Genomic DNA, 16,867 nt, shown 5'->3' with positions numbered 1-16,867 from the left:
CTAGCTGTTTGCTGGGCAACTCTGCCTTAAATTCTAAATGAATAGGGCACTTCTCCGTTATGGGGGAGTGCCCTTTTTTAGTGCGCTGTCCATAAGGTTGGCGGTGTTCATTACTAAAGCCCTAGCCAATTACAACCTTACTCAAGCCATTTTGGGCGCTGCCGCAGGTGCCGGGGAGGTGGGTAAGTAAACTTAGGTAGGAGCCGGATTATGGAGGACAACTACCCATAATTGGGGTTGATGGACTAGGGTAGGAGGGCCCGATCCACATAAAGTCCGTACCGAATCCCAAAAAGTACCGGGAACCATCCTATCTTGGCCACCCTCATGGCTACGAAGAAAAAGACCGACCCCGTAACGACCCTCATCAACAAGCTGCCACCCTACGTGCGCAACCGCTACTTCGTTACGCTCGTCCTCTTCACCATCTGGATGGTCTTTATGGATCGCCACGACGTCCTCACCCAACTCCAACTCAGTAGCACCGTTGACCGCCTGGAGGAAGAACTGGCTGGATACGACGCCAAGATCGACGCCGCCGAAGCCGAAAAGCTGGACATGGAAAGTAACCGCGAACGCTTCGCCCGCGAGAGTTACTACATGCAGAAGGATGATGAGGACGTGTTCATTATTGTGGAGGAGGAGTAGGTAGCGGAACTGAGGCTGCCCATTCTTGTGATCAGGGTCAAGTTTTGCCTGATTTTTTCTGACTGCGCCCGTAGTACCATAGTTACGGCAACACGTCAACACTTGGTCCACCAAGTTCATCAGCGATCAACTAATCGTTTGGAGTAGCCATTACGAAACCGATCCTGGCGAGCTATATGACCCTTGGAAGTGACCTCAAGTAACTTTTCCGCCAAACAAAGACGCCTGGATTTGGTGACGGGACTATAGATGTTAGGAATCTAGGAGGGTGATCCGAAAGTGATCATTCATGTTGAAGCACAGAAAGTGTAAACGCTCCACTTCGATAATTGGAGTAGTCTTACTACTTTTGTCACGCATATCACACTGTTAACATACTACCTTTGATGTTATGAGTACTCAAAACACTCATTCCCCCCGCAAGCGCGATCTGCTGCGGAAATTCAACAAATTAGCTACGCGCATCGAGCGCCGGTTGCGCAGCGCGCCCTCCACTAAATACAGCACCCGCGTCCGCGCCCGATTGCAACGCTACGTTACTGCGCTGGAACGGATGGGCACGAATGTGCGAGCCGTAGGGGGGTCGGCAGCATTTATTCTCACGCTGCTAGCGGCCAACCCGGTTCAGGCGCAGCAGGTGCCAACCTTTATCGAGGTGCCGAATGATGTTGGCTATTACTCCAGTCCCGCCTACGTCGATATCGACGGGGACGGGGATCAGGACCTCGTCGCGGGAAACTTCGACGGCAACTTTATTCTCTTCACCAACGATGGGTCAGGTAATTTCATCGAGGCTAATGACAATCCGTTTGGTGGCTTTGACGTCGGTAATTATGCTAACCCAAGCTTTGCCGATATTGATGGGGACGGCGACGAAGACCTAATATCGGGGGCATCATCTGGAGAAGTCATCGTATTTAGCAACGATGGGAACGGAGCCTTTTCCGCTGGCAGCCCATTGCCCGGCGTATCCGTTAATAATCGATCGGCACCCAGCTTTGTCGACATCGACGACGACGGAGACGAAGACCTGGTTGTAGGAGAGGGAAATGGCAACTTCAGTTTGTTTATTAAAGATGGTACGGGCACCTTCATCACGGCGCCCACCAATCCTTTTTCTAGCTTTGATGTTGGCAGTTTAGCCCATCCTACCTTTTTTGATATAGATGGGGATGAGCACGAAGATCTCATTTCGGGGAACCTCAATGGCGAATTTCTCGTGTTTCTCAATGACGGAAATAATATCTTCTCCGAGGCCAGTTTGAATCCCCTTGACGGGTTTAATACCGATGGCTATGCCACACCTACTTTTGCTGATATTGATGGAGACGGGGATCAGGATTTAGTGTCAGGAAACTATGCCGGTATTTTTCTCGTCTTCAGCAACGACGGATCGAACAACTTCACTGAGGTCATCGATGATCCATTGGCTGACTTGTTCGCACAAAGTAATTCCTCGCCGACTTTCTTCGATCTAGATGGAGACGGGGACGAGGATCTCGTCTCAGGAAATGAATACGGCGAGCTCATCGTTTTCAGTCAAGATGCATCGGGCGCTTTCAACGGACCTAACCTCTATCTTCTAGGGGGCTTAAGGACCGACCTGTACACTACCCCCACTTTCGTGGATATTGATGGGGACATGGACCAGGACCTGGTCTCGGGCGGCTACGATGGTAGGTTTGATGTTTTTTTGAACGACGGATCAAACACATTTGTCAAGGCAGACCCCAATCCTCTGGATGGTCTCCGCGGTGGAGAAAACTCCGCCCCCGCCTTTGTCGATGTTGACGGAGATGGTGACCTGGACCTCGTCTCCGGAAATGCGTACGGTACATTTGTAGTGTTTACAAACGGCGGTACGAATGGTTTTTCCGCGGCTGTTTCTAACCCTTTTGATAGCTTTGACGTCGGCAATAGATCCAAACCGACCTTTGTCGATATCGACGGAGACGGGGACCAAGACTTAGTCTCAGGCGCGCGTGACGGCTCCTTTAAGATCTTCTATAATGATGGGATGAACGTTTTCACCGAGGCTAACCCTAACCCTCTGGATGGTTTTGATGTCGGCAGTAACTCCACGCCCACATTCGTCGACATTGACGGGGACGGGGATCAAGACCTAGTTTCGGGGAATAGTAGAGGATTCTTTCGCCTTTTCAAGAATATTACTGGCGTTGCATCACTGATAAGCACCAACGAGGCTACCGCCGGCACCGATTTTGGCTCCTCTATTTTTCAAAACGAAGAGAATGGTGCGACCATCACCTACACAGTGACCAACGATGGTGGCGACCCCATTACGAACCTCACGGTCGTAGCAGATAACGATGATTTCACCGTGTCCAATCTCAGCGCGACCACTCTGGCAGGGGGAGAGTCGGCCACCTTCGACGTCCAGTTCACGCCCGGCTCGGCGGGGATAAAGTCCGCTGGCATTAGCGTCACTACCGACGAAGGGGCCATGGCAGCTTTTGACGTAACGGGTGAAGCCGTAACCGGCACCGTCTATCTGGAAGAAACCGATTTGTACTACGAAGGCATCACCCCCGCCATCCAGGCCTCGACCCAGCCGGGGACGATCTTCCTGGAGGCCCGGCAGTTCAACGAAGTGGCGGACTTTAGCGGGACACAGCTGACGATACGGATTGGGTTGCCGGAGTAGGGCGGGTAGAGCAATACTTGAATTGGCCAATCAGTTAGCTCCAGCATAGGCGGGGAAGACTGGTAGGTAAGGTTCAATGCCTGCTACCGTGCTCGTAAAGCAAGGGAGTTAATCCAATTTAATCTCTTACTTATTACTCCCCCACTAATTACGCTCAGCTTCCATGGCAACTCCCCCTAAAGTCGGCCAGGCGCCGCCGCCCTTCGCGCTCCAGTCTACTCCCCAGTTGCCCGAGCTCCTCCACCAGTTGGGCATTACGCTCATGCTGAGTACCTATCAGGCGGGCAAAGTGGTAATGCTCAGCGCGGTGGACGATGAGCGGATCGTCCAGCTACCCCGCAGTTTCAACCGGCCCATGGGCATTACCGAGGACCCGGCTACCGACCGGCTTGCCATCGCTTGCCGCGACGAAGTGATCGTCCTGCGCAACGCACCGATGGCGGCACCCAGCTACCCGAACGGGCCGGGCAAGTACGACGCGCTCTACCTGCCCCGCATGACCTACCACACCGGCCCGCTCGATATTCACGACCTGCGCTTTGGCGACGGTGGCAAATCCCTCTACGCCGTCAATACCCGCTTCAGTTGCATCATGCAATTGGGCGACCAGTACAGCTTTACGCCCGTTTGGCAACCAAAGTGGATCGACGCGCTCATGCCCGAAGACCGCTGCCACCTCAACGGCATGGCCATGCGCGAGGGCCGGCCGGCCTACGCAACGGCCTTCAGCACCACCAATACGCCCCAGGGCTGGCGGGATACCGTCACTACCTCCGGCGTGATCGTGGACGTGGCGTCGGGCGAGACGATTAGCTCCGGCGTGGCCATGCCCCATTCGCCACGTTGGTACGACGGTAAGTTGTACGTCCTGCAAACGGCGAAGGGGCTCGTCTCTACCGTAGATCTGGACTCTGGAAAATTGACGACGGTTTGCCACGTCGGCGGCTTCGTGCGGGGCATGGCCAGGGCCGGCGACTACCTGTTCGTGGCGACTTCCAAACTGCGCAAGAACAGTTCCACCTTCGCGCAACTCGACTTCGCTAAATCGGCCGACCGCGCGAGCGTCGTGGTCATCTACCTCCCCAGCGGCGCCAAAGTCGGTGAGATGGCCTACGCCGCCTCGGTGGACGAGATTTACGACGTGCACGTCCTCGTGGGCAAGCGCCGCGTCAACGTCCTCAATACCATTACCAATACGCACCAACGGGCACTTACGTCACCCGCCATGAGCTTCTGGGGGAGTGAAGAAGGGGAGGGCTGATCCTCCCAAAACCGTTCACCAATCGTGCTTTGAATGGTCCTGTTGTTTCCCCCTTACTTCGCACCTGCGGCAGCGCCCGCATACGTCTTGTTGGCGCTGCCGCGGGTGCCGGGGAGGTGGGCGAGTGAGCTCGGATCGTTGAGGCACTGTGAAAGATGATTACGCAAAAAAACGATTGATTGGATCAGTTTGGGATGGCCTAGCTAAGCAGATCCACGTTACAAGTGAATTAGTTCCGGGAATCGCCTTCATGGCTACGACGCCAAGATCGATGCCGCCGAAGCCGAAAAGCTGGCTATGAAGAGTAACCGTGAACACTTCGCCAGCAAGAGTTACTACGTGCATAAGGATACTTAGGCCCTGCCCATTATTGTGGGGGAGTAAGTCCACGGTGTTACTACCGTAGCGGATCCTCGATTGGAGGCAAGGTCAGCAGAATATACATGTTGAAATAACTGCATGCGTAGTTGCCGCTTGGAATGTTCGTTCCAAAATGCTACTTCCCCAGCCAGAATTGGCCTTCCCGAACAATTTTTGGGCTTGTTCCTTCGCGACTTGCATACGTCCATAGTCTAATTATATTTGTGTAACTCTTTTGTATTGAGGGGGCTACGGCCCGGATGTTCTTGAACTTCTCACCCAGCTTTTCTGGGTTCCTTGCGCCCTCTCGCACTCATGAAAATCAGATCTATGGCCCGCTCGCTGTAGCGGTTACGTACCCTTTGATTTTTACTTTTAGGATAGCGGCTTTCTCCCCTCACCGGGAGAAGGGCGCTGTAGTGTTTTGTCCTGAAGCCCTTGTATTTATTGGCTTTGGGCGGTCTTATAAACATAATCTTATGAAGCTTTTTACACGTACCCTTGTCCTTTCTTTGCTGCTTGGTGGTGGTGTCATTTCGGCGCAAACCACCCTTACGGTGGAGAATACTGTAGACCAACCAGCGTGCCCTTCTTACCGCGGTGGAACCACCGCCTCGGTAATGGGCGCAACAGCGGATGATTCGTTTCTCTATACCCTGGAATCGGGTACGGATACGCTCAGGGCAAATAGTTCTGGAATTTTTTTAGCGCTTGACCTAGGAGATTATGTCGTTCGGGCGAGAAATATTGAGACTGGAGACGAGGGGACTGATATGATCACCATCGAGGACCCGCTGTGTGATAAGGACTGTGACGGCGTCGCTGATAACCGGGATGAAGACGTTGATAATGACGGTGTACCCAATGAACTCGAAGGTTGTGAGACGCCGGATGGTATGGCGGACCTTCGTGGAAATGCTACTGGAGATGTGAGTGTTATCCACTACACCCTTAAAGGCTCCATTGCTGGTGCTCAAGGATTAGGTGGATCTAATAGTAACGCTTCCTACACTAACGAAGCTTTACGCAATGGAGAGTTGATGGACTTGGCTGATAATGTCATTATGGATATTCTCGACGATCAGCCCCGAGGAGGTTGTACGGATGCAAGTGCAGTGCAGCGGGTAGCAAGTTTCAGTGCCGTCGATACTTCTACCCTCGGCCCCTGTACGTTACGTAGTGGCGACCCTATGGGTTCTCGTATTCCCCACAACGGTACTGTGCTCGCTTCCATCTTCAGCGCAACGGATGAATTTGGCCTCCCCACCATCCCCGCCCTCAACCAAAACCCCTACGACAGCGAAAACGGAATCTCCGTACGGAATACAGGTACCACTGCCGGATTTTCGGGTGGTGATGATAATGTGGACCTGAATGCAAGTGGAAACGGCGACCTTGACTGGCAGATTTTGGAAGGATGGGTCATCTTCCCCCCCACGCCCAATGGCGTCATCACCCTGCAGGGTTGTGGGGTGAAGGCCAACTATTACGCACTGTTGCTCTCAGATAATGATGAGCCTTCCGGTATGAAGTTTATCGGCGAGGGCCACGGGCAATTCGGGGTGAACTCTTGTATTACGCTGGATATCCCTACCGGTACTGCCCCCGTTGGCACGCCTCCTACCGCCTGTAATTCTACCATTCGGTACATGCGTCTCTACATCATGGACCCGAACGTGGCTTCCGATACGGAACTGCGCTGGAACATCAACGGTACCTTCCGCCCCATCGATGCTTCCTACATCTCTACGACCAACCCAAGCGAAGAGCTCAGTTCTGACCCAACCAGTAGCCTTACGGATGACTGTAACCCTGACTCGGATGGGGATGGCTGTTTGGACATCCTCGAATACTGGCCATCCCTTAGTCGCGCTGACCTGGATACCGTCGCTTGTGCGGACGGTAGCGAGTACATCACCATTGCGGGAGGTGTGGACCCCATGACGGGTATCCCGACCGCAATTGCTGGCATGACGCCAGACTATTCTACTGTATCCGATCCGGATGCATTTGCTGTTGAATGCCTGTGCTCCATTGATGCCCCGGCTTCCGTAGCTGCTACCTGTAGCGCTCCAAGTGGTGATTTCACGTTCACCCTCAACGTAACCGGTGACGACATCAACGGTGGCATGACCTACGACGTGGATGGGGCGGTCTCTTCCACCGGTAACGCCTACAACACGGACGTCACTTTTACCATCCCCAACGTACAGACGAATGCTGATCTGATGATCTTCATTTCTGACCCTACCAACGGTTCCTGCCGCGATACGGTTACCATCACTAACCCTGGCTCCTGCGCGGATAAGGACGGGGATAATGTTGCTGACATTACGGATTTAGATGATGACAACGACGGCCTGTTGGACACCCAGGAGAACGGTGGCTCCTACATCTCTGACTACACCGCAGTAACGAGCGGAAGCCAAACCTTGAATGCAACCGCAGAAAACGCTTGTAACACGATCGGGATGACGATCGAACTGAGCGACAACATCATTTTCAACGCCGCCGAAGTCGATCAGTGTACCTACACCACTTCCAACTTCTCGGGGGCACCACTACCCGGAGCTGGAGTTGTTACGATCGACTTCCCCCGAGCTAATCTAGGCACCCCTCTGGGTAGCGTGACGATCACCTACGACCAGCCGGTCACAAACCCTTTGATCTACTACACTAATATGGATTACGCTCGGTGGGACTTTAGTGCCACCTCCGGTCTTACCTCAATCGACCTCTTAAGCGGAAACGGCAACCTTGCTGTAGATGGATTACTAGTGGGCAGGCTCAATGCAGCTTCTAACGAAACTACAAACAACGATTTCTTCACCTGTACGGATGCTGCCCAGGCAGGTGGTGCTAACCGTGGTGCCGTCGGTGTAATTCAGCTAAACGGAACCTTCACCTCGGTTACTGCAAACATCGACCGTATTTCGGACAATGCAGGATCCCGAAGAGCTCCGGATAGAACCTCCGTAAACTTCGGCACCATGGCAGTTCCCTGTGATTGTGATGGAGACGGTATTGCTAACAGCTGTGACCTAGATTCCGACGGCGACGGCTGCCCGGACGCCATCGAATCTGGCTTCCAGGGCTTCGTAGTTGAAGACACGTACACCTCCGCTAACTCAGTAACCTACGCCGATTCTTCCTTCAACGCCGCGATGGTGGATGCCTTCGGTATTCCCATGGCCGTATCCGACGGTGCCGGTGGTGTGAACTACACGCCCGTTGATAATACGTGTAGCGACGGCCAGTCCTGTGAGGAAGATTGCTGCGACGGCGTTGACAATGACTTTGACATGCTGGTCGATCTGGATGATACGGACAGTTGCCAGGACAAAGACGGCGACGGCGTCGCTGACGATTGCGACGATGATGATGACAACGATGGGGTAACCGATGCCGATGAATTGTTTGCTTGTAGATACCCCGCGAGTGATATCACTGTGACCTCCGAATTGCCCTTTGGTACGAGAAACATTCAGGCGGTCGTTGATAGTCTCCCCGCCAACACGTTCTCCTTTTCTTCCAGTGTAACCTACAGTGATGCAACAATCTTCCAATTTGATCTTCCAGTACCGACGGCGATTGATGCCATTGAGTTGAAGGACCAGACTGCGAACGGTATTTTCAATACGGTCAATACTCAGATAGTCCGCATTGAGGGATCGTTGGACGGAATGACTTGGGTGCCACTAACGGATGATATCAACCCAGTTACGGGACAGACGGGAGTCGTGTCTGGTACCAGCCCCGCCACGAACTTTTCGTTCACGAATTCTACGGAATACACTAGTTACCGGATTCAAGGAATAAGCGGACGGATTGTCCGTAACCTGGCCGTTCAGGAAGTCTTCTTCAATATTACGTCCTTGCCCTGTGATACGGATGGCGATGGCATCCCTAACATCTGCGATACTGATTCAGATAATGATGGTTGCCCGGACGCCTTAGAATACAACCCCGACCTCGAGCGTACCGATATCATGGAGGTCGAGGTAGATGGTATCACTTACTTCGTCCCCAACGGTGGTATTAATGCCACTACGGGCGTCCCCAACACGGCACCTACGGTAACTTTTGCTGCGCTTGAGTCCGCAAACGATGATACCCAGTTTGCCCTCGCGTGTCTCTGTACGATCTCTGCACCAGCAAGCGTCGACGCTACTTGTATGAGCCCGAGTGGTGATTTCACCTTTACGATCAACGTTACCGCGGATTCTGAATTGAGCGGACCTACGTTCAACATCAGCGGCGCCGTTGATACCACCGGACTCGCCTACGGCCAGGATAACGTCATCACCATCCCCGCCGTCAGAGACGTGAACGATCTTGCGATCATGATCACGGACCCGACCAACCTATCCTGCATGGCAACGGTAACGGTCACTAATCCCGGCCCCTGTATCGACAAGGATATGGATGGGGTGCCAGATCAGAACGACTTGGATGACGATAATGACGGTATTCCTGATACGGAGGAGTGTGGGGCGCTGCTCTTCAACTTCACCAATTCTAACGGCTACGGTCTTGACCTGCTCCAAGCCGTTTTCCACGGTGTACTCGCGGAAACTCCGGAAGGCTATGCGGCCTTTGGCGACCAGAGTAGTCCTACTGGTGCTGACCAGGGCATACCAACTCTAATTACTCCGGCAAACGGATACAACTATACCGGCGACCCGATAGTCGCTACGGTGGGAGGTAAATCACAAGAACGTACGCAGTACTTCCTCTTGAGTACTGATGGTCTCTATGCTTGGGGTATTGAAGGTATTGTCATTGACAATAGCCTGACTTCCAGCCGCAACTTTCAACAGATCGCTATGCCTCCTGGGGTAGCCCCAACGGACGTCAAGAAGATCTTGGCTGGTACTGAGTCCTTTATCATGATTCTGAACGATGGATCCATGAGGACCATTGGTATTGCGGATGAAGTGTACGGAGATGGTTCTACTAGCAACGACGCCGTATGGCACACACCAGTCCTACCGGAACCTATTACGATGGCACGTACGTATTACGGCAACGTTTTTGCCGTAGGAGCAAGTGGTCAACTTTACACTTGGGGTTCCGCCACCTTCCTGGGAGATGGCTCTCCAGTAATGGAGCGTCTGCTCCCTACATTAATGGTAAACCCGCTGCCCGCTGGAGTAGAGCTATCCCAGATTGCTATTTCTGGCGATGCTACCGGAATCAACCCATCAGCAGCGAACGGCACCAGCTACTATATTCTGGGCTCCGACGGCAAGGTTTACGTGATGGGTGAAAGCGATGATGGTCAACTTGGCCTGGGGGCGTTCGCAGACTTCCCTGAATGGGACAATATGCTCGACGAAACTGGGGCGGCTGATCTTGACGATGTTGTATATGTTTCCGCTCTTGATAATGATCTACTATTTCCTTCCGCATCTGTGCTTCGCACCGGTGGCCGAGTCCTCAGCGTTGGCTCCAATAATCGGGAGCAAATTGGTGCCGTAGGTGGAGCAACTATCAACGTGCCTCAGGTACCTCGTGGCTCGGAAGGTCTTGTGATTTTCACAATTGAAAATGGCGGTCACATCACCCCGCTTACTCAGGAAGGGTTGAACTTCTGTAACGTTGGTCACAATAAGGCCGGTGCCTTCGGTGATGGTAACACGGGTGACTTAGGCCAAGATGGCACCTACACCTGTATCGAGCCCGCAGGCGCTTTTCTAAGCGCATACATCGACCCCAACTGTGATTTTGATAACGACGGCATTTCCGACGAGTGCGATACGGACTCTGACGGCGACGGCTGCCCCGATGCGCTGGAAGCAGGCATCGCTGGCGTCAGCGCACTAAATGGTTTCAACCCTGTCGATTCAACCCTGACCGGTGGCGTACAACCCAACGGTATCCCCGTAGTGGCCGATACCGACGGTGACGGCATGATCGATTATATGGACTCCGGCGCATCCCGTGACCCCGATAATACGGACGCTTGTGATGATAAGGACGAAGATGGGGTGCCAGATATCGTTGACCTGGATAATGACAATGATGGTATCCTGGATAGCCTCGAAACTTGTTCAGTACCTCTTTACGCTGATCTCTCGAACTACACCATCGCTAATCCCCGTGGACCAACCCTAACGGCTACTGGCGGTACCGTTTCGGATGTACCGTTTACTATTACAATGAGCGAACGGTCCGGTGGTAGCTTGGGTGATAGTGGCGTAGGTGCTAACCAGGGGATGCGTCTATTCCCTCCCGGTACTTTCTTCGCTAACTCAGACATCTATTCCCCAGCAACTGACGATGCTGGTGTAATTGTAATGAACACCGACCTCAATAACAGAAACAACGACTTTATTGACGTGGTCATCACATTTGACCAACCCGTCAAAGATGTCGCCTTACAGATTCGTGGTCTGGACTACAGTCGTATTCAGTTCACCGGAACGGACCACACCGAGACGCTACTCAGCGGTGGCACTGAATTAGTCCTGGCAAATAGAATCCTGGAAGACTCTAGTCCTAACACCATCGACGACGAGGCGCGCGACGGGTTTGGTACAATTGCCATCATGGCAACTGACCCTGCCGGTTTAACAACGATCACTTACACTTACATTGATAACGGTTCCGCAGCGACTCAAACCGATGAGCACCAGTTCACGATTAGTGCTTGTGGATTTATGGATCTCGATACCGATATGGACGGTATCCCAGATTTCTGTGACCTAGACTCCGATGGCGACGGTTGCCCCGACGCATTGGAAGCAGGTTTTGCCGGTATTGATATGGACAACGGCTTCAACCCCGCCGATTCTACCCTAGTGTTCGACGCTATGACGGACGTCGACGCTAACGGCGTGCCGGTATTGGGTGGCGGTGAACCATTAGCTTCTACCTCCGCTGGGCCCGACTTCCAAAATGCCGACTGGCAGGTTGCCTGCCAAATTATGGTACCCTGTCTCGGAACGGCCTATATGGTCCAGGGCGGAACTAGTCTTTGGAATGAGATTGAATTAGCAAAGGGAACTACGGTTGCCGACCAAGTTGACAACTACCAGGGCGAACTTAACGCCATCGGGTATAATGAAATAGACGGCAGGATCTACGGTATTACTGCCCGCCCGGTAGACCAACAGAACAGGGTAGCGATTTCGTCACCCGGACCCAATAATACCTGGGTCACCTCACTCTCCCCCTTCATTGAGGGGCTGCCAAAACGTGCCTACCCAGCCGGTGATGTGCTCAATGGCGAACTGTACATTAGCGAGTCCAGCAGTGGTGGCGTCATCTATCGAATAGACGTGGATCCGGCGAGTCCAACTTACCTGCAACTAACAGACAGTATCGTGCCGTCCGTACCCCGGGCGCTCTTTGACTTCGCTTTCTCTTCCTTCGCGCCTTATACAGGTTTTATTTGGGGGGTAGCCACTAACGGCCGTCTCTACCGAATTCAAAGATCTAATGGCGTTGTCACTGACTTCGGTCCGAGTGGAGTACCGGTGGGTAATGGAAGCGACCTTTACGGCGGTCAGTACTTCGATGTCGATGGTAATATGTATATCTACCGCAACCTAACGGGGGATATTTACCGCATTCCGTTTGCCACAGCAATCAACGCATTGGATGTTGACGAAACGCAAACCATAATTGTTTCTCAATCCATAGGTGGCTTAACCCGTAACGACGGTGCCCGCTGTAACGATGCACCAGTAGAAATCTTCAACGACTTCGCCGATTACGAACCATTCGGTACGGCAAACCACGTCCACTGTGCCGAGGCACCCGGAGGTATTCCCAACGACCCCGGAGGTGTTTGGCTAGGCTCCATTATCGACTTTGAAGACAACCAGCTCAACAGCAATGATGCTTTGGGTGATGATGACGACGGCCTCGCTGACGAAGACGGTATCGGCAACTTCCCAATGATGGTTACGTCTGGTAATGATTTCACCTTTGACCTCACCCTGAACAGCAACGTCGCCGACGAAGTATTCTACGGCGTATGGCTTGATTTTGATCTGGATGGTACACCCGAGACTTTCGTCTCCGGTTCCGCCAACGTCGATGGTCTGACCGTCGTGCCGGTAACGGTAACGGCACCAGCCAGCATCACGACGGACTCCGTCTACGTCCGTGTCCGCGCGGCCGTTGAAGCACTCGCTGAGGCTGACCTCACCGGTTCATTCATCAACGGTGAAGTGGAAGACTACGGCTTCCCCATCTGCCCCGTCCTGCTCACTCTTGCCGATACAACTGGCTGTAGCGGTGAAATGCTCGGCCCCATTACCATTGCTGGTGACGACGGCACGGGTGTATTCACGGTTACGGGCTCAATCGGTACCACCGTTTCTGAAATGGGTGAAATCACCCTCGGTCAAAATACCGGTACGGATCCCGTTACCGAAATGATCATCTTCACTACGGACGTATGCGCTGACACCATCGAAGTCACGACGCAACCAATCCCAATGGTGACGATCACGGACCCGGGCGCACTATGTGCTGATGACCCCGCCGTAACGTTAATGGGTATGCCAACGGGTGGTGAATTTACCATCGATGGTACGGTTGTGACCATGATTGATCCAGCTGCCCTGGGTGCGGGCACGGAAACAGTGATCTATACCTTCACGGACCCCGCCACTATGTGTGTTGGTGCTGACACCCTCGACATTACGATTAATCCGTTACCTGCGGACCCAGTTTCAGATGGTGACCAAACCGTCTGCTCTGATCAGCCTAACCCTGCCCTAACGGTAACGACTGCCACTGGAACCAGCGTCAATTGGTTTGATGCCGCCACCGGTGGAACTGAGGTTGCCAGCAGCACTACGAGCTATACGCCAACCGAAACGATGCCCGGCACCTACACCTTCTACGCGGAAGCTGTTGACGACGTCACCGGCTGTACGAGTGGTCGCACCGCTGTGGCACTGACCATCTTCGCCGCACCAGAGCTAGTCATCACCGATACCCTGGGTTGTAGCGGAACCGTGCTGGCTCCTCTCGCTGAGGCAAATGGCCAGATGGGCACCTTCTCCATTACCGCAACCATCGGTTCAACCATCGATGCAATGACTGGCGTCGTTACACTCGGTAACAATACGACTACCGCCCCCGTAAGTGAGGTAGTGACCTTCACTACGGCGGACGGCTGTGAGGTAACTACGATGGTAACCACAAACCCACTACCAACCGTGGATGCAGTAACACCCACCAACCCCGACATGTGTGACATGACGGAGGGTGCTCTTACCATTACGGCGAGCGGTGGCCTTGGCGCCTACGAGTATTCAATTGACGGTGGTGCCACCTACCAGGCATCCAATACCTTCACCATGTTGGCGGAAGGTACTTTCGAAGTATTCGTGCGTAACGCAGGTTTTGCTGACGCAGCGGATGCTTGTCCGGTTGCCGCTCCTGGCAACCCGATCCTACTGAAGTCACCACCCGCACCTACGATTGACAGCGTGGTGGTAGACAGCATCATGGACTGTATGGCCGGTAGCACTGGCTCCATTACCATTTTCGCGAGCATCGAAGAGGAACCCGACGGTTCCTTCCCCGGTGCGCCACTACAATTTAGCATCGATGGCGGCGCTAGCTTCCAGGCGGGTTCCGTGGTTCCTGGGCCTCCATTTGGGGTCTTCTCCAGAACTTATCCAGGACTGGCTGCCGGCGACTACAACATTGCCATCTCACGCGTTGCGGGCAACTGTGTCGTTCAACAAGCTACTCCGGTAACGCTGATGATGCCCCCAATGCCAATGCTCGTAAATGCAGCTGGCGTAGAACCTACTGACTGTACGACCGATGATGGATCCATCACCGTCGTTGCATCCGGCGGCGTCGCTCCATTGATGTACTCCCTCAATGGCGGTACGCCTCAAACCAGCGGTGTATTCACCGATCTGGAAAATGGCACCTACAACGTTGAAGTAACTAATTTCAATGGCGTTTGTCCGCTGGTCGTAGATCCCATCGTTCTCGATGCGGAGTGTCCAATCCTCCCACCGGATACTATCCCCCAAATTATCCCTCAGGATAGCATGGTGGTCGTATGTCTCGACACTACCGAACTATTTGCGCCAATCGAATCAGTCGCCAGCTGTGGCGATGCGCAGAATGGTATGACCTCTGCATTGGATGAGGACGGTTGTATCACCTACACACCAAATATGGGATTCACTGGTCTCGACTCATTCTGCGTCGTCCTCTGTGACACTTTCGGGGTAAAGGATACCTTCTTCATCCCAATTGAAGTGGTCCCACCACTGGTGCCGGATACCGTTATGTTGGTCGTTCCACCAAATAACATGGTAACTGTATGTGCAGACACAACCGAGTTACTTGCACCCTACGAAAGTGTCGCCTTCTGTGAGGAACCTGCCAACGGAACGGCTGTTCTAGACCAGGCAACTGGCTGTGTTACCTACACTGCCGGTCCGGATGAAGGAGTAATGGATACCATCTGCCTCGTGGTAACGGATACTCTTGGATTCACTGATACCACCAGGGTCTTCATCGAAGTGCCGATGAATGAAAATGACACCATCCCCGTCATTGTGCCTCCTAACGGAATGGTTACGGTGTGTGCCGACACAACAATGTTGTCCGCTCCCTACGAAAGCGTAGCCTTCTGTGAAACGCCTACCAATGGCACCGCCGTCCTCGACCAAATGACTGGTTGCGTGACGTACACCGCAGGCCCTGATGCTGGTGTAGATGATATGATCTGCTTGGTCGTAACTGATACCTTAGGGTTTACGGATACCACCATTGTGGAGGTAATGATTCCTTCCACCATGCCGGATACGGTAATGGTGGTCCTTCCTCCGGATTCGATGATCACCGTTTGCGCGGATACCAGTATGCTCTCCGCTCCTTACGAAAGCGTTGCATTCTGTGAGATGCCTACCAATGGTACCGCCGTTCTTGACCAGGCCACGGGGTGTGTTACTTATACCGCCGGGCCTGAAGAAGGTATCATGGATACCATCTGTCTGGTAGTAACCGATACGCTGGGTATTACGGACACCACGCGCGTATTCTTCGAAGTTCCCGAAAATGAGAACGACACTATTCCAGTGGTTGTACCTCCGGGTGAAATGGTCACCGTCTGCGCTGATACCACCATGCTCTCTGCTCCTTACGAGAGCGTCGAGTTCTGTGAAATGCCAACCAACGGCACCGCCGTTCTGGATCAGGCTACGGGTTGTGTAACGTACACGGCTGGTCCCGACGAAGGGGTGATGGACGAAATCTGTTTGGTAGTCACCGATACCCTAGGCTTCACCGATACCACAATTGTCCAGGTCTCCGTACCAATGAACGAGAATGATACGATCCCCGTCGTCGTACCTCCGGGTGAGATGGTAACAGTATGTGCTGATACCACCATGCTCTCTGCACCTTACGAAAGCGTTGAGTTCTGCGAAATGCCTACTAACGGTACCGCCGTTCTCGATCAGGCCACGGGTTGTGTTACCTACACTGCCGGTCCTGACGAAGGCGTGATGGACGAGATTTGCTTAGTGGTTACCGATACCCTCGGTTTCACCGACACCACAATCGTTCAGGTCTCCGTACCCATGAATGAGAATGATACCATTCCCGTAGTCGTACCTCCGGGCGAAATGGTCACGGTTTGTGCGGACACCACCATGCTCTCTGCTCCTTACGAAAGCGTTGAGTTTTGCGAAATGCCTACCAATGGTACTGCTGTTCTCGATCAGGCTACGGGTTGTGTGACTTACACAGCTGGCCCCGATGAAGGCGTAATGGATGAGATCTGCTTGGTCGTCACCGACACGCTCGGATTCACCGACACCACCATCGTTCAGGTCTCCGTACCAATGAATGAGAACGACACGATTCCAGTCGTCGTACCTCCGGGTGAGATGGTCACTGTCTGTGCGGATACCACCATGCTCTCTGCTCCGTACGAAAGT

4 protein-coding genes (1 of these 4 only partly in view) are annotated in these 16,867 nt (G+C 53.3%); all 4 read left to right on the top strand.

Going from position 1 to position 16,867, the window contains the following annotated elements; translation table 11 throughout:
* Nucleotides 1-327: 327 nt before the first annotated feature.
* Nucleotides 328-648 (top strand): septum formation initiator family protein, encoded by a 321-nt coding sequence (locus tag A3850_RS03195; RefSeq protein ID WP_068214135.1) that lies wholly within the window; start codon nucleotides 328-330, stop codon nucleotides 646-648.
* 391 nt (nucleotides 649-1,039) lie between these two features.
* Entirely contained in the window at nucleotides 1,040-3,313 is a 2,274-nt protein-coding gene (locus tag A3850_RS03190; protein WP_068214133.1) for an FG-GAP-like repeat-containing protein, read from the top strand.
* 163 nt (nucleotides 3,314-3,476) lie between these two features.
* Entirely contained in the window at nucleotides 3,477-4,574 is a 1,098-nt protein-coding gene (locus tag A3850_RS03185; RefSeq protein ID WP_068214131.1) for a TIGR03032 family protein, read from the top strand.
* Between the two features lie 839 nt (nucleotides 4,575-5,413).
* Nucleotides 5,414-16,867, top strand: the start of a protein-coding gene (locus tag A3850_RS03175) for an Ig-like domain-containing protein (protein ID WP_157500852.1). Its footprint extends 18,153 nt past the window's final position; only the first 11,454 of its 29,607 coding nucleotides appear in the window; its start codon is at nucleotides 5,414-5,416; the stop codon falls past the right edge of the window.

Origin of the sequence: Lewinella sp. 4G2, from assembly GCF_001625015.1 — a bacterium.
In the GTDB taxonomy this organism is placed as follows: Bacteria; Bacteroidota; Bacteroidia; order Chitinophagales; family Saprospiraceae; genus Neolewinella.
The sequence above is the reverse complement of the archived record's forward strand: the minus strand, read 5'-3'. Positions and strand labels throughout refer to the sequence as shown.